Source organism: Pseudocitrobacter sp. CD920760, assembly GCF_057782505.1.
In genome coordinates this window covers 2,879,778-2,897,578 of record NZ_CM173490.1, presented here as the reverse complement: position 1 = coordinate 2,897,578, position 17,801 = coordinate 2,879,778, and the positions used below count along the sequence as shown (strand labels likewise).

19 protein-coding genes are annotated in these 17,801 nt (G+C 53.0%); 8 read left to right on the top strand and 11 right to left on the bottom strand.

Annotated features, from left to right (window positions below; translation table 11 throughout):
* Positions 1-26 precede the first annotated feature (26 nt).
* Together nemA and AC1MKH_RS13530 are read right to left on the bottom strand one after the other, a co-directional pair.
* Positions 27-1,124: an alkene reductase gene (nemA, locus tag AC1MKH_RS13535; RefSeq protein WP_276220058.1), complete on the bottom strand. Its 1,098-nt coding sequence runs from the start codon at positions 1,122-1,124 to the stop codon at positions 27-29.
* Positions 1,125-1,176: 52 nt separating this feature from the next.
* On the bottom strand, positions 1,177-1,776 hold the full coding sequence (locus AC1MKH_RS13530; RefSeq protein WP_276220059.1) for a TetR/AcrR family transcriptional regulator: 600 nt from the start codon (positions 1,774-1,776) through the stop codon (positions 1,177-1,179).
* A gap of 127 nt (positions 1,777-1,903) precedes the next feature.
* On the opposite strand from AC1MKH_RS13530, the gene AC1MKH_RS13525 reads away from it, so the two are divergent.
* From AC1MKH_RS13525 to sodC, 3 genes are all read left to right on the top strand, one after another.
* Positions 1,904-2,143, top strand: a complete 240-nt coding sequence (locus AC1MKH_RS13525; RefSeq protein ID WP_015964260.1) for a DUF1289 domain-containing protein — start codon at positions 1,904-1,906, stop codon at positions 2,141-2,143.
* 48 nt (positions 2,144-2,191) lie between these two features.
* On the top strand, positions 2,192-3,088 hold the full coding sequence (locus AC1MKH_RS13520; RefSeq protein ID WP_276220060.1) for an aldo/keto reductase: 897 nt from the start codon (positions 2,192-2,194) through the stop codon (positions 3,086-3,088).
* Between the two features lie 76 nt (positions 3,089-3,164).
* Positions 3,165-3,686, top strand: coding sequence for a superoxide dismutase [Cu-Zn] SodC (gene sodC / locus AC1MKH_RS13515; protein WP_015964262.1), 522 nt, complete (start codon positions 3,165-3,167; stop codon positions 3,684-3,686).
* Here sodC and AC1MKH_RS13510 read toward each other — a convergent pair.
* The 3 genes from AC1MKH_RS13510 to AC1MKH_RS13500 are packed head-to-tail and all read right to left on the bottom strand — an operon-like array spanning position 3,679 to position 6,759.
* Positions 3,679-5,703: an FUSC family protein gene (locus AC1MKH_RS13510; RefSeq protein WP_276220061.1), complete on the bottom strand. Its 2,025-nt coding sequence runs from the start codon at positions 5,701-5,703 to the stop codon at positions 3,679-3,681. The two genes, sodC and AC1MKH_RS13510, sit on opposite strands and share 8 nt — an antisense overlap.
* Positions 5,700-6,557: an efflux RND transporter periplasmic adaptor subunit gene (locus AC1MKH_RS13505; RefSeq protein ID WP_276220062.1), complete on the bottom strand. Its 858-nt coding sequence runs from the start codon at positions 6,555-6,557 to the stop codon at positions 5,700-5,702. Before AC1MKH_RS13505 ends, AC1MKH_RS13510 begins: the two co-directional genes overlap by 4 nt.
* Before the next feature lie 10 nt (positions 6,558-6,567).
* On the bottom strand, positions 6,568-6,759 hold the full coding sequence (locus AC1MKH_RS13500; RefSeq protein WP_051051017.1) for a DUF1656 domain-containing protein: 192 nt from the start codon (positions 6,757-6,759) through the stop codon (positions 6,568-6,570).
* A 240-nt stretch (positions 6,760-6,999) separates the two neighbouring features.
* On the opposite strand from AC1MKH_RS13500, the gene slyA reads away from it, so the two are divergent.
* The gene (gene slyA / locus AC1MKH_RS13495) at positions 7,000-7,440 is read left to right on the top strand and encodes a transcriptional regulator SlyA (RefSeq protein WP_276220063.1); all 441 of its coding nucleotides are present in this window, start codon (positions 7,000-7,002) and stop codon (positions 7,438-7,440) included.
* A gap of 46 nt (positions 7,441-7,486) precedes the next feature.
* Here slyA and AC1MKH_RS13490 read toward each other — a convergent pair whose 3' ends face one another.
* Both AC1MKH_RS13490 and slyB read right to left on the bottom strand, forming a co-directional pair.
* Positions 7,487-8,851 carry a sensor domain-containing diguanylate cyclase gene (locus tag AC1MKH_RS13490; protein ID WP_276220064.1) on the bottom strand — a complete coding sequence of 455 codons (1,365 nt, stop codon included), beginning with the start codon at positions 8,849-8,851 and terminating at the stop codon, positions 7,487-7,489.
* Between the two features lie 244 nt (positions 8,852-9,095).
* Positions 9,096-9,563 carry an outer membrane lipoprotein SlyB gene (slyB, locus tag AC1MKH_RS13485; protein ID WP_015964268.1) on the bottom strand — a complete coding sequence of 156 codons (468 nt, stop codon included), beginning with the start codon at positions 9,561-9,563 and terminating at the stop codon, positions 9,096-9,098.
* A gap of 283 nt (positions 9,564-9,846) precedes the next feature.
* Between slyB and anmK the strand changes: the two genes are divergently transcribed.
* From anmK to tyrS, 4 genes are all read left to right on the top strand, one after another.
* Positions 9,847-10,962, top strand: coding sequence for an anhydro-N-acetylmuramic acid kinase (gene anmK / locus AC1MKH_RS13480; protein ID WP_276220065.1), 1,116 nt, complete (start codon positions 9,847-9,849; stop codon positions 10,960-10,962).
* 97 nt (positions 10,963-11,059) lie between these two features.
* Positions 11,060-11,383, top strand: coding sequence for a C-type lysozyme inhibitor (mliC, locus tag AC1MKH_RS13475; protein ID WP_015964270.1), 324 nt, complete (start codon positions 11,060-11,062; stop codon positions 11,381-11,383).
* A 57-nt stretch (positions 11,384-11,440) separates the two neighbouring features.
* A complete protein-coding gene (gene pdxH / locus AC1MKH_RS13470; protein WP_276220066.1) occupies positions 11,441-12,097 on the top strand; it encodes a pyridoxamine 5'-phosphate oxidase in 657 nt (218 codons plus the stop codon).
* A 124-nt stretch (positions 12,098-12,221) separates the two neighbouring features.
* Positions 12,222-13,496, top strand: coding sequence for a tyrosine--tRNA ligase (gene tyrS / locus AC1MKH_RS13465; protein ID WP_276220067.1), 1,275 nt, complete (start codon positions 12,222-12,224; stop codon positions 13,494-13,496).
* Positions 13,497-13,614: 118 nt separating this feature from the next.
* On the opposite strand, the gene gstA is transcribed toward tyrS, so the two are convergent.
* The 4 genes from gstA to AC1MKH_RS13445 form a co-directional block, all read right to left on the bottom strand.
* Positions 13,615-14,220 (bottom strand): glutathione transferase GstA, encoded by a 606-nt coding sequence (gene gstA, locus AC1MKH_RS13460; RefSeq protein WP_015964273.1) that lies wholly within the window; start codon positions 14,218-14,220, stop codon positions 13,615-13,617.
* A gap of 151 nt (positions 14,221-14,371) precedes the next feature.
* Positions 14,372-15,877 carry a dipeptide/tripeptide permease DtpA gene (gene dtpA / locus AC1MKH_RS13455; RefSeq protein ID WP_276220068.1) on the bottom strand — a complete coding sequence of 502 codons (1,506 nt, stop codon included), beginning with the start codon at positions 15,875-15,877 and terminating at the stop codon, positions 14,372-14,374.
* 593 nt (positions 15,878-16,470) lie between these two features.
* Positions 16,471-17,106: an endonuclease III gene (gene nth / locus AC1MKH_RS13450; RefSeq protein ID WP_276220069.1), complete on the bottom strand. Its 636-nt coding sequence runs from the start codon at positions 17,104-17,106 to the stop codon at positions 16,471-16,473.
* Entirely contained in the window at positions 17,106-17,801 is a 696-nt protein-coding gene (locus AC1MKH_RS13445; RefSeq protein ID WP_276220070.1) for an electron transport complex subunit E, read from the bottom strand. Before AC1MKH_RS13445 ends, nth begins: the two co-directional genes overlap by 1 nt.

Genomic DNA, 17,801 nt, shown 5'->3' with positions numbered 1-17,801 from the left:
GGATCCCTGCCGCTATCAATGCACGATTACAGTGTAGGGTAATCGGTGTAACCTTCGGCGTCGCCGCCATAGAAGCTTTCCGGACGCTGCGGGTTGAGCTCCGCTTTGCGCTGCAGGCGAGCCACCAGGTCCGGGTTGGCGATATACGCGCGGCCAAAGGCAACGGCGTCAATCAACCCTTTTTGGATCAGATCTTCGGCTTTTTCCGGCGTGTAGGCCCCGGCACCGATAATCACACCCTGGAAGCGGGCGCGCACTTTCTCACGGAACGTTTCGCTGTACGGTTCGCCACCGGCCCAGTCTGGTTCAGACATGTGCAGGTAAGCAATGCCTCGTTTGCCAAGTTCTTCAATCAGATACAGCGCATCGGCTTCTTCGTTCGGGCCATTATCCACGTTCTGGAAGGAACCAATCGGCGATACGCGGATCCCAATGCGGTCGGCACCCCATTCTTCGATAGCGGCGTCAACCACTTCCAGCACCAGACGCGCACGGTTTTCGACGCTGCCGCCGTATTGATCGGTACGGTGGTTAGAAGAAGGCGAAAGGAACTGATGCAGCAGATATCCGTGCGCAGAGTGCAGTTCAACCAGGTCGAAACCGGCTTCACGGGCATTGGCGACCGCCTGACGGAAATCATTCACAATTCCCGGGATCTCTTCGGTTTCCAGCGCCCGCGGCATAGAGGTATCAACGCGAATAGCATGACCGTTTTCGTCACGCAGGGAAGTCCGCGTTCCTGCGCTCAGGGCAGACGGCGCAACCGGTGCCTGGCCGCCAGGTTGCAGGCTGGAGTGGGAAATACGCCCGGTGTGCCAGAATTGTACGGCAATGCGGCCGCCTTCAGCGTGAACACCTGCGGTGATTTTTTGCCATGCGGCAATTTGCTCTTTGCTGTAGAGACCCGGCGCGCCGGCATAGCCCTTCGCCTGGGCGGAGATTTGCGTCGCTTCAGAAATAATCAGCCCTGAACTGGCGCGTTGACGGTAATACTCAGCCATCAGCGGCGTTGGGATATCGCCGGGCTCAATGCTGCGTAAGCGGGTGAGCGGGGCCATAAAGACACGGTTAGGGGCAGTAACAGCACCCACTTTCAGTGGGGTAAACAGTTTTTCTTGCGACATGGTGACTCCTGAGTAGACCGGTCGTCTAGTGATTCGATAAAATAAAACGCCCTTATTGTGCGGGCGTTGCAATCATAATTTTGGCGTGAGCCAGCGCGCTTTCCAGCGGCGTTGAGCTCTTTGAAATCTTGGCCTGGAGGTTCGCGCCGAGCCAAAGTGAATAGAGCACTTCTGCCTGGGTATGCGCCTCGCCGTCGAAGCGTAAACAACCGTGACGACGACCTTGTTCCAGCGCCTGTGCCAGCAGGTTGATGATTTGGCTGGCGCCCTTATTCATTTCTGCGCGCATGTCTTCCGACAGGTCGCACACTTCCGCAGAGAGCTTCACGGTTAAACAACCGCTAATTTTTCCCTGCTGGCAAAACTGGTTAACGGCCTGCTGATAGTAAGCCAGCAGGCGATCGCGATAAGTTCCTTCACCTGCGGCAAAGTGTTGCGCAAGGCGCTGGTGATAATCGGCAAAATAGCGTTCGAGCATCGCGACGCCAAAGGCTTCTTTCGAACGGAAATAGTGGTAGAACGATCCTTTCGGAACTTCCGCCGTTTTCAACAGTTCGCTTAAGCCCATTCCAACAAAACCGCGTTGCATGCAAAGCTGCTCGCCGGTGGCCAGAATGTGTTCGCGGGTATCGTGTTCACTGTGTTTGCTCATGGGGAAATAATTTAATAGACCAATCGGTCTAGTGCAAGTTTTTTTCGCCTGGCACGTTGACAATAAAGTTGCAGAGGTGGGCGTAAACGTCTTCAATGTGAAGAAGCGTCGTTAACAGGAGGCCAACGTGGCGGAGCAGCTGGAATTTTTCCCGGTGCAGAGTCCGTGCCGGGGTATATGTCAGAGTGATGAGCGCGGATATTGCCGTGGCTGTATGCGCAGCCGCGATGAGCGCTTCAACTGGCAAAAGATGAGCGATACGCAAAAGCAGGAGGTGTTACGCCTCTGCCGACAGCGTCTGCTGCGCAAATTACGCGCAAACAAAACCAACGATGCCGAAGAACCTCAGCAGCCCTCACTGTTTTAACGGCAGAATTGCGTATACTCGTAGCAAATTTTCGTTGAGGAAGCTGTTATGGTTCAGCGTATTACCCTGGCGCCGCAAGGGCCGGAATTTTCACGTTTCGTCATGGGATACTGGCGTTTGATGGACTGGAACATGTCCGCCCGTCAGTTAGTGAGTTTTATTGAAGAGCACCTCGACCTGGGCGTGACGACGGTCGATCACGCGGATATTTACGGTGGATATCAGTGTGAAGCGGCATTCGGCGAAGCGATGAAGCTGGCGCCGCATCTGCGCGAGCGTATGGAAATCGTCACCAAGTGCGGTATCGCCACCACGGCGAAAGCCGAAAACGTGCTGGGCCACTATATTACCGACAGCAAGCACATTATCAGCAGTGCAGAGCAGTCGTTGATTAACCTGGCGACCGACCGTCTGGATCTGCTGTTGATTCATCGCCCGGACCCGTTAATGGATGCCGACGAAGTGGCAGAAGCATTTCTGAACTTGCATCAGAGCGGAAAAGTGCGCCACTTCGGCGTCTCTAACTTTACGCCTGCACAGTTCACGCTGTTGCAGTCGCGTCTGCCGTTTACGCTGGCGACCAACCAGGTAGAAATCTCGCCCATTCATCAGCCGACGATTCTGGACGGCACGCTGGATCAACTCCAGCAACTGCGTATTCGCCCGATGGCGTGGTCCTGCCTTGGCGGTGGTCGCTTATTTAACGATGATGAGTTCCAGCCGTTACGCGCTGAACTGGCGCAGGTGGCCACAGAGCTAAACGCTGCCAGCATCGAGCAGGTGGTTTACGCCTGGGTGATGCGTCTGCCGTCGAAACCGTTGCCAATCATCGGTTCCGGTAAAATCGAGCGTGTACGTTCAGCGATTGAATCTCAGTCGCTGGAAATGACGCGTCAGCAGTGGTTCCGCATCCGCAAAGCAGCGTTGGGCTTTGACGTTCCCTGAGCCATTTCCCCGACCTTCGGTGAAAAACGTGTCCCTGGTTTACACTTAACGGGGACACGACAGTAACGGAGGTCTCATGAAACGATTTACTCTGACGATCCTTGCGCTGGCTTTTTCAGCTGGCGCACAGGCTGCGGGTGACAATGTTGAAATGAATCTTGTCACATCCCAGAGCGTCGGCCAGTCAATTGGTAGCATCAAAATTAGCGAAACGGATAAAGGGCTGGAGTTTGCGCCCGATCTCAAGGCATTACCGCCTGGAGAACACGGTTTCCATATTCATGCCAACGGCAGTTGCCAGCCCGCCATCAAAGAGGGGAAAGCCAGCGCTGCGGAAGCTGCAGGTGGCCATTTCGATCCTGAAAAAACCGGTAAACATGAAGGGCCGGATGGCAAAGGCCATCTCGGTGATTTACCTGCGTTAATCGTTGATAAAGACGGAAAAGCCACCACGCCGGTGTACGCGCCACGCCTGAAGAAATTTGCGGACATTGAAGGCAAAGCGCTGATGATCCACGTGGGTGGCGATAACATGTCCGATCATCCCAAACCGCTGGGCGGCGGCGGGGCGCGCTATGCTTGTGGGGTGATTAAGTAGTTCGTTCGGTAATCGTCCCGGCTACCGGCGCCTGTTCCAGCTGCGATAATGAGCAGTGCAGTCGCCAGACAATCGACGCCAGTTCACGGGCGGCCGGCTGGTGGTGATGGGACAGTGCTTCGGAAATACGTTGTAATTCCTGTAATGACGTGGTGAGCGGGCGTTGCTGTACGCCGCGCTCGCTCATCACATCGCGCAGCAGGCTGATACAGAGATCCCGCACCTGCGAAAGCGGGTCGGAGCGCGCTTCCCAACTGCGTAATTGCCACACCACGTGACTACAGTTCAACAGCACGACCCCCCAGCGCAGCAGCCAGCGCCGAGCCAGTTCATCCTTACTGCTACTTAACTGACTGATATGATGGTAAACCAGCGACTCAAAATCGTGCTCGCTGTTGTTGGGATGGCGGCTGAGTTGATCAACGAAGTGACGCCGTAACGCACGAATATGGCGACGGCTTTTTCGCGCATCGGAGCCGGGTTTTAATACGGCAAAGGCCATCCATGCCAGCCCAACGCCGAGGATCTTAGCCAGATTATCATTCAGAAAATCCGCAAAGTCATAGACCGGCGGATTGGTCACGGCGATAAACGAGCCCATAAAGACAATCAGTTGCCCCCACAGCCCGGCGCGCTTCGGCATTTGTAATTTGAGTAACTGCATAGTGGTCAGCAGCGGAAACAGAAAAAGCAGAAATTGCCATAAATCGGTTATTTGCACCATCAGGCCAAATTTAACCACAAAGCTGAACAGAGAGAGCAGCACCAGGGTGCGCATCAATAGCGTCAGTGAGTTAAACGGCGAAGGTGAAACGGAATAGAGTACACAGCAGATAGCCGATAACGTCAGCGCTGCGGCACCCGACTCCCATTGCGTGCTGATAGCCCACGCGCCGACAGCCAGCAGGGCGCAGAAAGTACGCACGCCGTTCCAGGCGGCCTCCGCGTGGTCCGTATGGCGCATCAGGGCGGGCGCGGCAGGTACGGTAAATTCAGAAACGGCAGTGGCGTTTTCCAGCCGCGAAAGCCATCGACTGCTGCTGAGATACACTCGGCAGAAATATCGCAGACGATCCCAGAATGCGCGATGACGGTAATCCTGCGGGTCGGTCGGAGCCAGCGGCGCAATGATCCGCGCAACGGTGTAAATATCGCAACCGGGCCGCGCCAGCGCCTGCAAAAGTTGTTCAATCACCGGGCGAATGTTCTCCGGTGGATTGGGCCAGTTGAGCAGCATGCGTCGCAGGCTGGAGATCACGCTGGTTAGCCGCAGTTGCTGGTGGAGAAGCGCATTCAACAGCGAGTTTTGCTGGCGAAAACGATAATGGCTCCAGAATGCCTGAATACGCAGCAGGTTCATGGTAAGAATCTGGCCGATGACGCTTTCATGGGCGGTGCGAATCGCATCGGTCGTCACCGGTTGCCAGAGCAGGCTGGCGTGTTCAAGCAGGCGAGCATGCATGTTTTTAAGCGCGGTCAGCAGTGCGGTGCCGTCGGACGTACTGGGCAGGATCATCATCATCAACCCGCCGCATAAAATGCCGACAATCACTTCGCAAACACGCGCCTGTGCGATAGTCCATAGTTCGGTGGCATCGGTGACGTTGATCACCGGGAAGGCGATAATGGCGCAGGTATAGCCCGCCAGTTGAAACGCGTAGGCCACGTTATTGGTGAACATCGCGCACGCCCAGGTGCAAAAGCTTATCCAGCCTGCCATACAGACTAAAAACAGCCACGGATCGGTTAAGGTATGACCCGCAATAATCACCGCCGCCCAGGCGCCAAACAGGCTACCGGCGATGCGACCAAAACTCTTGCTGATAACGCCGCCGACGGTAGGAAAACTCACCACCGCCGCGGAGGTCATCGCCCAGTAAGGTTCATCCAGTTGCAGGTAGTAGGCGATGCTCAGCGCCAGGCACATGGCGATACCGTTACGTAATGCGTATCGCCACTGCGCCGGGGTTGCCTTAAACCAGGGCAGTGACGCCAGGCTCAGACTCGGTAAGGTCATTTTTGGCTGCCAATCGACACGGAGCAGGTCGTCCCGGCGACCAGCACGACGTCATCCGGCAGGCTATCAAATTCGATACGCACCGGCACACGCTGCGCCAGACGAACCCACGGGATATTGGGTTTGATGTCGGCCACCAGGCTGCTGTCGCTTTCCAGGCTTTGGTCGTAAATCGCGCGACCAATGCTGTTAACGTGACCCTGTAACGTTTTGCCGTTGCTGTAGAGCTGAATAGAGGCACTATCGCCTGGTGCGATATGGCGCAGCTTGGTCTCTTCAAAATAGCCGACGACATAGAATGAATGACTGTCGATCAGCGCAAACACCGGTTGGCCCTGAGTGGCATAGTTGCCGACGCGTGTAGACAGGTTAGTAACCCAGCCGTCGACCGGCGCTTTGACGAGGGTTTGCGTCAGCTGCCAGCGGGCATGTTCAAGCTCTGCGGCGGCGGCATCCTCGGTGGCTTTAGCGGCTTTGACCGACATATTTGCGCTATCAAGATCTTCTGCTGAAATATAATTATGCGGCAGGTTCTGACGGCGCGTGGCTTCATGGTTAGCTTTCACAAGGTCGGACTGCGCTTTTGCCAGCTGCGCTTCGGCGTTCATCACGGCAATGCGCCACGGCGTTGGGTCAATCTCAAACAGGACGTCGCCTGCTTTAACAAACTGGTTGTCCTTCACATTCAATTTCAGAATGCTGCCGGAAACCTGCGGGGTAATATTGACCTGCTCTGAGCGGATTTTCCCATCGCGCGTCCAGGGTGACTGCATATAGTAGTTCCAGCACAGCCAGACCGCGATTGCCGCCAAAGCAGCAACCAGAAGCGTAGAGAAATATTTTAATTTTTTCATTTAGATAGCTTCACCACAGAACTAAAATCAGCAACGCGCCACATACGGACAGGGCAAACAGCGAGAGATCCATCAGCAAGGGATGCCAGATATCGCCCGCGTACATCCAGTCACGGAGTTGCTGGTGCGCAACCAGCCAGATAAGAAAGCCGAGCAGGACGGCTTTAAATAGCGGTGGGAAATAGATAGAGGCACCCACCATGAGGTCTTGCAGCGGTAGTCCCGGGAGTTGAAGAATCGACTTCACAAGCAGAAATCCTTTGCAATTGAAGAGTTAAGACTCGATAGTGAGCGTAACGCTAACGAAATGCAGACAATTTTAACACAGTGTAAATCATTGCTCTGCTTTGCGCGTATGCAGCAATACATTTGTTTTGAGTATTTAAATACTGCACACTATTCTAAAATCAGTATAATAACTTAGCAAGCTAATTATAAGGAGATGAAATTGGAATCGCCATTAGGTTCTGATCTGGCACGGTTGGTGCGCATTTGGCGTGCTCTGATCGACCATCGCCTCAAACCTCTGGAACTCACGCAGACGCACTGGGTCACGCTGCATAATATTCATCAGTTGCCCCCTGAGCAGTCGCAGATCCAGCTGGCTAAAGCGATCGGCATCGAGCAACCGTCATTGGTTCGCACTCTGGATCAGCTGGAAGAGAAAGGGCTTATCTCTCGCCAAACGTGCGCAAACGATCGTCGTGCTAAGCGAATAAAACTGACTGAAAAAGCCGAACCATTGATTGAAGAGATGGAAGCGGTGATCAGTAAGACACGGGGCGAAATTCTTTCGGGGATCTCGTCGGAAGAGACTGACCAACTGGTTGCGCTCATCCATAAGCTGGAACAAAACATTATCGATCTGCAATCCAGAGATTGATTTTGTTCCTCAGAAGCCCTGCCAGAAGGCAGGGCTTTTTTACGCCTTATTCCCACACCACCACGCGGTTGCGTCCGGCTTCTTTTGCCCGATACATCGCTTCATCCGCCCGACGTACGCACTCTTCTACGTTAACCGTCAGGTCAGTGGCGGTGAAAACGCCCATACTGATAGTGATAGGCTCCGGCAGTTGCGATTGACTACTTTCAGCGTCCTGGCTGGCGATGGCGACACGAATACGTTCGGCAATCCCTTCGGCAACGTTCGAGGACGCGCCGACCAGCAGCAGGGCGAACTCTTCTCCGCCAATGCGCGCGGCAACATCATTTTGCCGAACGGAATCCTGTAGCACCTTTGAGACAAACTGAATCACCTTATCGCCCTGCAAATGGCCGTATTTGTCGTTGATACGTTTAAAGTGGTCCAGGTCGCTGACAATCACCGAGATAGGCTGCCCGGTAGCGACTTTTGGCATCAATGCGGTAAACGTGTCGTAGAAATAGCTACGGTTAAAAAGTTGCGTCAGCGGATCGCGGATAGAGTTTTGATACGAATGCATGTACCGGGTGTTGGACTGACGATAGAGCGTAAAGACATCGCAGAGCAGCACCAGAATCAGGAACATAGTGGAGATGGTTTCGAACAAACGGGCTTCATACCAGGTATAACCCGCACTATGCCCCGACGACATCAGCACAATCAGGGTAAAGATGTAGCAGGCGCAGAAGAAGGCTCCGCTGTACCAGAATATATTATTGAGCTGTGTCACAACCAGAATTGCCAGCAGAGCGATAACCCATAGGGCAATTAATACCCATCCCAGCTGGTTTCCCCACAATTGCGTAAACTGATAGGTGTTATTATCTACGAAATCGACGCTCAGCAATTCGTAATGACTGGAGTAAAGCCAGGATAATAACAGCATGCCCAACGTAAATAGTAGGATGCCTACGAGAATAATCGTATGGATTTTAAAGGTATGCATCTCACGTTTTTTAAATGCATACAAAATGACAGCGAAAATAAAAAGAAACGCCATCATGATATTTCGGAAAAAATAAAAAATTAGCGTGTCGTTATAGTTAACCTTCGTCAAGCCGGTACACATAAACCAGTCCGGGAAGCTGTCCAGCGTGCCCAGCATCAGAATGGCTGAGCCCGCAAAGGCGAAGGCTATCGGCGTGAGATAAAGACGATGTTTATCGCAGGAGTATTTCATTACCATGAAGGCGGCAATCATGGCATGAAAAACCATTAAAAACATAGTCAAAATAGGGAAGAGCAACGGCGCAATCGTAGGTGTACGATGAATTATCGCCGCCGAAAAATGGTTAAGGATAACAATCCCTATAATACAAATGGTGAAGTAAACCAAAAAACGCTGTAACGGAAACTTCAATTTCATCAGCATAGACGACATTCCAATATTATTCGGAGTGAAAGTACTCTCAGCTTCACAAGGCATCCAGCCTGGTGGGATTAATCTTAGAGTAATTTATCCAAAGGAATATTGTTTTTGCGCAAATAATAATTGAACGGAATGACTTCTTTATATTCATGCCGTCAATAAATCTAAATGAGTCTGGAGATAGGTAAGGAAGTGTCAGCAACGAAAGGCAAGGAAGCGTGACCCGAGTGGGCCACGCTGAAAATCATTAACGCGGGGAAACGGTCACCTGGCTACCGTTGCTCGCCATCACGACGCGCTGGCCAGCAGAGAAGCGGGTATCACCCTGTTTCTGTACCACCATAATGGTGTTGCCGTCATCTTTGCGAATTTCCAGCTCAACACCCTGGGTTTTGTTCATCGCACCCTGGACGCCCTGGCCTGCTACGCCACCCGCGACAGCGCCGGCTGCTGTTGCCAGTGAACGGCCTGTACCGCCACCGATGGTATTACCGAGGAAACCACCCAGCACCGCGCCGCCGATAGCGCCAATGACGTTGCTATCATCACCGCCCTGAATCTGTACCGGACGCGTGTTGACGATGGTACCGTAGGTGACATTCTGAACCTGCTTGGCTTCGGAAGCTGAATAGACATCGCCGGACAGACCGCTGCTGCTAACGCACCCTGCTAACGATAAACCGATCATAGAAGCGGCCAAAACACGTAACATCATTTATGAATCTCCTGTTCACCAAGAAACGCTCTTGCGAGCATCCGTATCAGGTAATTATATGGTATTTGCTCATGGCAGGTTATATATTCTGCACAACTATAGGCAAATAATAACGTGGAATAACTTAACCAACGTTAAACACTCCTCCTGAAAACCGCACATTTTTTATCCAGGCGTGCAGCTGCTGTATAAAATATCACTAAAAATTATTATTGCATCATAGCATTGGGCATTGCTTTATGGTGGAGTGTAATTCCACTGCTTATGCAACTAAGGAAGGCGTATGAAATCAGGCCGTTATATTGGCGTGATGTCGGGAACCAGTCTCGACGGGGTTGATGTTGTGCTGGCGGCTATTGATGAAAGCAGAGTGGCGCAACTGGCCAGCCTCGCGTTTCCCATTCCCATTGACCTGAAAGAAGCGGTATTGGCCGTTTGTCAGGGGCAACAGCTGACGCTCTCACAGTTTGGTCAGTTAGATACACGTCTGGGAAGGTTGTTTGCCGATGCGGTACTGGCGCTGATGAAGCAGGAAAATCTGCGGCCTGATGATATCGTGGCGATAGGCTGTCACGGGCAAACCGTCTGGCATGAACCAACGGGCGATGCGCCTCATACGCTGCAAATTGGCGATAACAATATTGTTGCGGCGCGAACGGGCGTCACGGTGGTCGGTGATTTTCGCCGTCGCGATATGGCGCTGGGTGGGCAGGGCGCACCACTGGTGCCTGCATTCCACCACGCGTTGCTGGCGCATCCTGGCGAGCGACGAATGATTCTGAATATCGGCGGGATTGCCAACCTCTCTTTGCTCATTCCGGGTCAGCCGGTTCGCGGTTTTGATACCGGCCCTGGCAATATGCTGATGGACGCCTGGATCTGGCGCAATCTGAAAAAACCGTATGACAAAGATGCGGCATGGGCCAGCGAAGGCAAAGTGTTGTTGCCGCTGTTGCAGGAGATGCTCTGCGACCCGTATTTTGCTGCGCCTGCGCCGAAGAGCACCGGGCGCGAGTACTTCAACTATGGCTGGATTGAGCGCATCCTTGGGCAATTCCCGGCGCTACGCCCGCAGGATGTGCAGGCGACGCTCGCCGAGTTAACGGCCACCACCATCAGCGAGCAGGTGTTGCTGAGCGGTGGCTGCGATCGTCTGCTGGTATGCGGTGGCGGTAGCCGTAACCCGATGGTGATGACTCGCCTGGCCGGCATGCTGCCGGGAACGGAAGTCGCCGCGACGGATGAATACGGTATCAGCGGGGACGACATGGAAGCGCTGGCCTTTGCATGGCTTGCCTGGCGTACTCTTGCGGGTTTACCGGGAAATCTGCCTTCGGTGACCGGCGCATCGCAGGAGAGTGTTCTGGGCGCTATTTTTCCAGCAAATCCGCGCAAATAGGAGTTTGCTGAAATCATCCTGGCGTGCTGCACGATAAACTCAGGGAAAAGGGGGGATTCGTACCTCCTGTGGACCAGGAAAGTCGTAAGGCACGCCAATGAAAAAATTACTTATCGCTGTTATTCCTTTAATGCTGGCTGGTTGCAGCACCTACAACCAGTTTATGGAACGGATGCAAACTGACACGCTGGAGTACCAGTGTGATGAGAAACCACTTACCGTCAAACTGAACAATCCGCGCCAGGAAGTCAGCTTCGTTTATGACAATCAGCAGTTGCATCTGCCGCAGGGGCTGTCGGCATCCGGGGCGCGTTACACTGACGGCATTTACGTTTTCTGGTCGAAAGGCAACGACGCTACCGTCTACAAACGTGACCGTATCGTGCTGAATAACTGTCAGTTACAAAACCCTAAGCGTTGAGATTTTCACCCGGGCGGCGCACAATAACGCTACCCATTTCTGACAATCACAATCGCTATGTCCGATAACGACGAATTGCAGCAAATTGCGCATCTGCGCCGAGAGTATACCCGTGGCGGTCTTCGCCGCCGCGATCTTCCCTCTGACCCGCTGACGCTGTTTGAGCGCTGGTTGTCTCAGGCTTGTGAGGCGAAGCTCGCCGATCCTACCGCGATGGTGGTGGCGACCGTTGATGAAAACGGTCAACCTTACCAGCGTATCGTTTTGCTCAAGCACTATGATGAAAAAGGGATGGTGTTCTACACCAACCTCGGCAGCCGCAAAGCGCATCATCTGGAACAAAATCCGCGTATCAGCCTGTTGTTCCCCTGGCATACGCTGGAACGTCAGGTGATGGTCACCGGCAAAGCCGAACGTCTCTCTACGCTTGAAGTGGTTAAATACTTCCACAGCCGCCCGCGCGACAGCCAAATTGGCGCCTGGGTCTCAAAACAGTCCAGCCGTATTTCTGCGCGCGGCATCCTCGAAAGCAAATTCCTTGAACTGAAACAGAAGTTCCAACAGGGCGATGTCCCACTGCCGAGTTTCTGGGGCGGGTATCGCGTCTCTATCGAACAGATGGAGTTCTGGCAGGGCGGTGAACACCGTCTGCACGACCGTTTTTTATACCAGCGTGACGCGAACGACTGGAAAATCGACCGACTCGCGCCTTAAGGGCAAAATTGTTGCGTTAAGCGCTGGTGCTGAAAGGGCTGGCGCTTTATTCTATATCCCTTTCGCGTCAGGCGAAAAAGTCGTGTACCGACAGAGGTGCAGTCGTTTATACATGGAGAATTTGATGGCAAGCAGTAACTTGATTAAACAATTGCAAGAGCGGGGCCTCGTGGCCCAGGTGACGGACGAGGAAGCGTTAGCAGAGCGACTGGCGCAAGGCCCGATCGCGCTCTATTGCGGCTTCGATCCCACCGCTGACAGCTTGCATTTGGGGCATCTTGTTCCATTGTTATGCCTGAAACGCTTCCAGCAAGCGGGCCATAAGCCCGTCGCACTGGTAGGTGGCGCGACCGGTCTGATTGGCGACCCGAGCTTCAAAGCTGCCGAGCGTAAACTGAACACTGAAGATACGGTTCAGGAGTGGGTGGATAAAATCCGCAAACAGGTTGCGCCGTTCCTCGATTTCGATTGTGGCGACAACTCAGCCATTGCCGCGAACAACTACGACTGGTTTGGTGGCATGAATGTGCTGACCTTCCTGCGTGATATCGGCAAACACTTCTCCGTTAATCAGATGATCAACAAAGAAGCGGTTAAGCAGCGTCTGAACCGTGACGATCAGGGCATCTCCTTCACCGAGTTCTCCTATAACCTGTTGCAGGGCTATGACTTTGCCTGCCTGAACAAACTGCACGGCGTTGCGCTGCAGATTGGCGGTTCTGACCAGTGGGGCAACATCACTTCCGGTATCGATTTGACCCGTCGTCTGCACCAGAACCAGGTATTCGGCCTGACGGTTCCGCTGATCACCAAAGCAGACGGTACCAAGTTCGGTAAAACCGAAGGCGGCGCGGTATGGCTCGATCCGAAGAAAACCAGCCCGTATAAATTCTACCAGTTCTGGATCAACACCGCCGATGCGGACGTTTATCGCTTCCTGAAATTCTTCACCTTCATGGACATTGAAGAGATCAATGCGCTGGAAGACGAAGACAAGAACAGCGGTAAAGCCCCGCGTGCCCAGTATGTTCTGGCCGAACAGGTTACCCGACTGGTCCATGGCGAAGAAGGTCTGGTGGCGGCAAAACGCATCACCGAAAGCCTGTTTAATGGCACCCTGAGCGCACTGAGCGAAGCAGACTTCGAACAGCTGGCGCAGGACGGTGTACCGATGGTTGAGATGGAGAAAGGCGCTGATCTGATGCAGGCGCTGGTGGACTCTGAGCTGCAACCGTCTCGCGGTCAGGCACGTAAAACTATCGCCTCCAACGCGGTCACCATCAATGGTGAGAAACAGTCCGACCCGGAATATACCTTCAGCGAAAGCGATCGTCTGTATGGCCGCTACACGCTGCTGCGTCGCGGTAAGAAAAACTACTGCCTGGTGTGCTGGAAGTAATTCAGCGCGACAGAGATGAAAAGGGCGTGAGAAATCACGCCCTTTTTTACATCTGTTGCGGCATATTGCCGGATGGCACTGGCGCTTATCCGGCCTACAAAATCGTACAAATTTTGTGTTATTTCAGACCTTCAGCCGCCATCGCGGCCGCAACGGCAGGTCGCGCCGCGACCCGCGCCATATAGGCCGCAATATTTTTATAACCGCTCATCTCCAGTTTTACCGCGAATGCCCAGCGCAGTACGGTGAACAGATACGCATCGGCAATCGTAAAGCGTGAGCCGCTAATCCATTCGCAATCGGCCAGCTCGCTATCGATATAGGCCATTTTTTTGTCCAGCAGCGCGCGAGCGGTCGGTTTGTAATCTTCCGGCGTATCCGGGCGGAACAGAGGGGTGAAGCCCTTATGCAGCTCGGTGGCGATGAAGTTGAGCCATTCCAGCGTCTTATAGCGGCTGATGCTGCTGACCGGTGCAAGTAGCTGACGGTCGGCGACACTGTCGGCAATGTATTGCATGATGGCAACGCCTTCGGTCAGAACGGTGTTATCGTCCAGCTGGAGCGTGGGAACCTGCCCTTTAGGGTTGGTTTGCAGGAAATCTTCCCCGGTTTCAGTCACTTTCTTTTGCAGGTCTACGCCCACGAGGGTGAAATCAAGCCCACTTTCACGCAGCGAAATATGCGACGCGAGGGAACAGGCTCCGGGTTTATAAAACAGCTTCATAGCTAACTCCTTCTGGCAGATGTCATCGGTTTTTTTATCTTGAGCCACGCAGAGGTGACGAAGGGCATTTCGCTATGTTAGTGCCAGCGGGGATAAAAAAAAAGCCGTTAACTCGCGTTAACGGCTCAAATTCAAATGTTTCCCGATGACATTACGCGGAAGCAGTTTTCTGCGCAGTTACGGTTTTGTCGTCGTCCTGAGTCATGCGATTCAGCTTCGAAGCAGTCAGCAGCATCAACACGGCGATAACGCCAGTGGCAATACCAATCTGCATGAAGACTTTACCGTAGACGTCCAGCGACATCAGCGGGTCAGTAACGTTCTCAGGCACCGCCATCAGGTTGGCTACGCGGCCAGCAATCAGCGCCGCACCGGCAGTGGTCAGGAACCAGCTACCCATAATGAAGCCCATCAGACGTTGTGGAACCAGTTGGGCAACCATCGCGAGGCCAAGGCCGGAGATCATCAGTTCACCGATACTCTGTAGGCAGTAGCTCAGAATCAGCCAGTTTACGGAAACGATACCTGCATCGGTGGCGAATTTCGCACCCAGCGGCAGTACCAGGAAGGCACCAGAGCAGAGCACCATACCGATGGCAAACTTGTGCGGCATCGGCAGACGGTCGCCCATCTTGTTGTAGATAGCGGCCAGAATCGGGCTACCGATGATGATCCAGAACGGGTTCAGCGCCTGATACTGTTCCGGCTCAAACGCGATACCCAGAATGGAATGCTCAACGTTACGGATGGCGAAGAAGTTCAGCGAGGTCGGCATCTGGCTGTAGAGAACGAAGAACACAATCGCTTCCAGCATCAGGATGAACGCCACAATCATTTTGCGACGAGCAGCACCCTGCATCGCAAACGCTTCTTTACCGAAAATAACTACGATACCCAGCGCAACCACGCCCAGCACCATACGTGCGACATCCTGGTTGTGCAGCAGCCAGGTCGCGATAGTGACCAGAATGACAACACCTACGATAGTCAGCAGCAGATTACGGTAGTTAATAGGCTCAAAGTCAGGTTTAGAACCGTACTGTTTCACCCAACGCTGGCAGAACGCGAAGTTGACGACGGTAATCAGCATACCTACAACGCTCAGTGCGAATGCAACGCTCCAGCCAAATTTCGCAGCCAGCCACGGGGTTGCCAGCATAGAGAAGAAGGAACCGATGTTAACGGACATGTAGTACATGGTGAATGCACCGTCCAGACGCGGATCATCTTTGTCGTAGCAGGTAGAAAGCAGGGATGATGGGTTAGCCTTGAACAGACCGTTACCGACCGCAATGGTCGCCATACCCATATACACGACAGCCGCGTCATGACCGGACCATGCAACCAGCGCATAACCAATCGCCAGCACAATTGCGCCCAGCATAATAACGCGTTTGGTCCCCAGAATTTTGTCGCCCAGCCAGCCGCCGATAGCGACTAAACCGTAGACCAGGGCACTGAAGGAGGAGAACAACGTAATCGAATCGGCTTCGGACATACCCAGTTGTTTAACCAGGTAGACAGCCATAATACCTTGCAAGCCGTAGTAACCAAAACGTTCCCAAAGTTCGATCGAGAAGATCAAATAGAACGCTTTTGGTTGTTTAAAAGCGTTCAAACTTACGCTTTCAGTTGGTTTATTGTTTGCAGTAGACACATATACCTCTTTTTTTACATCCCATCTTAACGGGGCGTTACTGGGCGGAAATTCGTATCGACATCCGCCTTTATAGTTATTCTGGAGGGGAAACGGGGAGTAATGTTCACTATCCAGTGCTTTCGCACAAGGCTTTTGTCATACTCTGTTACAAATACGTAAGTTACTACAAATGACCAGATATATAAATGTTATTTAGATTTAAATTTCACGCATCGCCATTAGGTAGCGTTTTACTCTGCTGACCAGGGCGAAAAATGGCGTAGTGACCATATCTTCTGCTGATTCGCTTTTGAGGCAGTGATATAGCCTGGATTCTGAAAAATAACTGGTTGATCGTCTTGTGTCATAAGGGTGACACATTGAATTGATGGGCGTTATATGAGCAGAAGATAACATTGAGATAACACAATGTTACCAGGCTGTTCAAAACCCAGGAGATATAGAAAATTTAGGTGATAAAAAAAGAATTAACCAGAATAAGTGTTTAATGCATGGCATTCACACCAATAATTTCCCATATTCTAATGATTAACAGCGTAATGGCGGGGAGACAGCGGCGGCACCGAAGGAAATAGGACCGCCTTCTAAGTCTAGATATCGACCTTCTCTTTGAATTCACAGAGATCTTCGATGATGCAGGAACCACAACGCGGTTTGCGGGCAATGCAGGTGTAGCGGCCATGGAGAATCAACCAATGGTGACAATCGACCTTAAACTCTGCCGGTACAACTTTCAGAAGCTTTTCTTCAACCTGCTCGACGTTCTTGCCGGGAGCAAACTGCGTGCGATTACAGACGCGGAAGATATGGGTATCAACCGCGATGGTCGGCCAGCCAAACGCGGTATTGAGCACCACGTTGGCCGTTTTGCGCCCCACGCCAGGCAGCGCTTCCAGCGCCGCGCGATCTTCCGGAACTTCACCTTTATGCAACTCAATCAGCATCCGGCAGGTTTTTATCACGTTCTCGGCTTTGCTGTTAAACAGGCCGATGGTCTTGATATAAGACTTCACGCCTTCCACGCCCAGCTCCAGCATCGCCTGAGGCGTATTAGCGACCGGATAGAGTTTCGCTGTCGCTTTATTGACGCTCACATCCGTAGCCTGCGCGGAAAGCAGCACCGCGATCAGCAACTCGAAAGGGGAGCTAAAATTGAGTTCGGTTGTCGGATGCGGGTTGTTGTCCCGCAGGCGGCTTAAAATCTCCAGCCGTTTTGCTTTATTCATCAGGCCTTCTCAGCAGTTTCAACGCCGACGTCCGTGGCGGGCACGGCTTTCGCCTTGCGTTGTTTCGTCCGTTCATCAATCAGATATTTAATCGCCAGCAGCATGCCCAGACCAATAAAAGCACCCGGCGGGAGCATCGCTAACAGGAAGGGCGTATCCGTATGGAATACCTCGATACGCAGTGCTTTCGCCCAACTGCCCAGCAGGCCGTCTGCACCGTCGAACAGCGTACCGTTACCCAATAACTCGCGAAGGGAGCCCAGCACAAACATGGTGCAGGTCGCGCCCATGCCGATAGCAAAACCATCCAGCGCCGATAACGCTGGCCCTTTTTTGGCAGCAAAGGCTTCAGCACGCCCCACGACGATACAGTTGGTCACGATCAGCGGGATAAAAATCCCCAACGACTGGTAAAGGCCGAAGGCGTAGGCGTTGATCAGCATTTGCACGGCGCTCACTACCGACGCGATAATCATCACGTAGATAGGAATACGAATCTCCGCAGGCGTCCAGCGACGCAGGCAGGAGATGGCAAAGTTGGTTAACGTCAGAACCAGGGTCGTGGCCAGACCAAGGCCCAGCGCATTGGTGGCCGTTGACGTCACCGCCAGAAGCGGACACATCCCCAGCAGCTGAACCAGTGCGGAGTTGTTCTTCCACAGCCCCTGGACAATAACCTCTTTTACTTCGCTCAT

Coding starts and splice junctions, on each gene's coding strand:
- AC1MKH_RS13530 (WP_276220059.1), bottom strand. CDS start 1,776: ATGAGCAAACACAGTGAACACGATACCCGCGAACACATTCTGGCCACC.
- slyA (WP_276220063.1), top strand. CDS start 7,000: ATGAAATTGGAATCGCCATTAGGTTCTGATCTGGCACGGTTGGTGCGC.
- AC1MKH_RS13505 (WP_276220062.1), bottom strand. CDS start 6,557: ATGAAAAAATTAAAATATTTCTCTACGCTTCTGGTTGCTGCTTTGGCG.
- AC1MKH_RS13510 (WP_276220061.1), bottom strand. CDS start 5,703: ATGACCTTACCGAGTCTGAGCCTGGCGTCACTGCCCTGGTTTAAGGCA.
- AC1MKH_RS13520 (WP_276220060.1), top strand. CDS start 2,192: ATGGTTCAGCGTATTACCCTGGCGCCGCAAGGGCCGGAATTTTCACGT.
- gstA (WP_015964273.1), bottom strand. CDS start 14,220: ATGAAGCTGTTTTATAAACCCGGAGCCTGTTCCCTCGCGTCGCATATT.
- slyB (WP_015964268.1), bottom strand. CDS start 9,563: ATGATGTTACGTGTTTTGGCCGCTTCTATGATCGGTTTATCGTTAGCA.
- AC1MKH_RS13500 (WP_051051017.1), bottom strand. CDS start 6,759: ATGGTGGGTGCCTCTATCTATTTCCCACCGCTATTTAAAGCCGTCCTG.
- nth (WP_276220069.1), bottom strand. CDS start 17,106: ATGAATAAAGCAAAACGGCTGGAGATTTTAAGCCGCCTGCGGGACAAC.
- AC1MKH_RS13490 (WP_276220064.1), bottom strand. CDS start 8,851: ATGCTGATGAAATTGAAGTTTCCGTTACAGCGTTTTTTGGTTTACTTC.
- nemA (WP_276220058.1), bottom strand. CDS start 1,124: ATGTCGCAAGAAAAACTGTTTACCCCACTGAAAGTGGGTGCTGTTACT.
- pdxH (WP_276220066.1), top strand. CDS start 11,441: ATGTCCGATAACGACGAATTGCAGCAAATTGCGCATCTGCGCCGAGAG.
- tyrS (WP_276220067.1), top strand. CDS start 12,222: ATGGCAAGCAGTAACTTGATTAAACAATTGCAAGAGCGGGGCCTCGTG.
- anmK (WP_276220065.1), top strand. CDS start 9,847: ATGAAATCAGGCCGTTATATTGGCGTGATGTCGGGAACCAGTCTCGAC.
- mliC (WP_015964270.1), top strand. CDS start 11,060: ATGAAAAAATTACTTATCGCTGTTATTCCTTTAATGCTGGCTGGTTGC.
- sodC (WP_015964262.1), top strand. CDS start 3,165: ATGAAACGATTTACTCTGACGATCCTTGCGCTGGCTTTTTCAGCTGGC.
- AC1MKH_RS13445 (WP_276220070.1), bottom strand. CDS start 17,801: ATGAGCGAAGTAAAAGAGGTTATTGTCCAGGGGCTGTGGAAGAACAAC.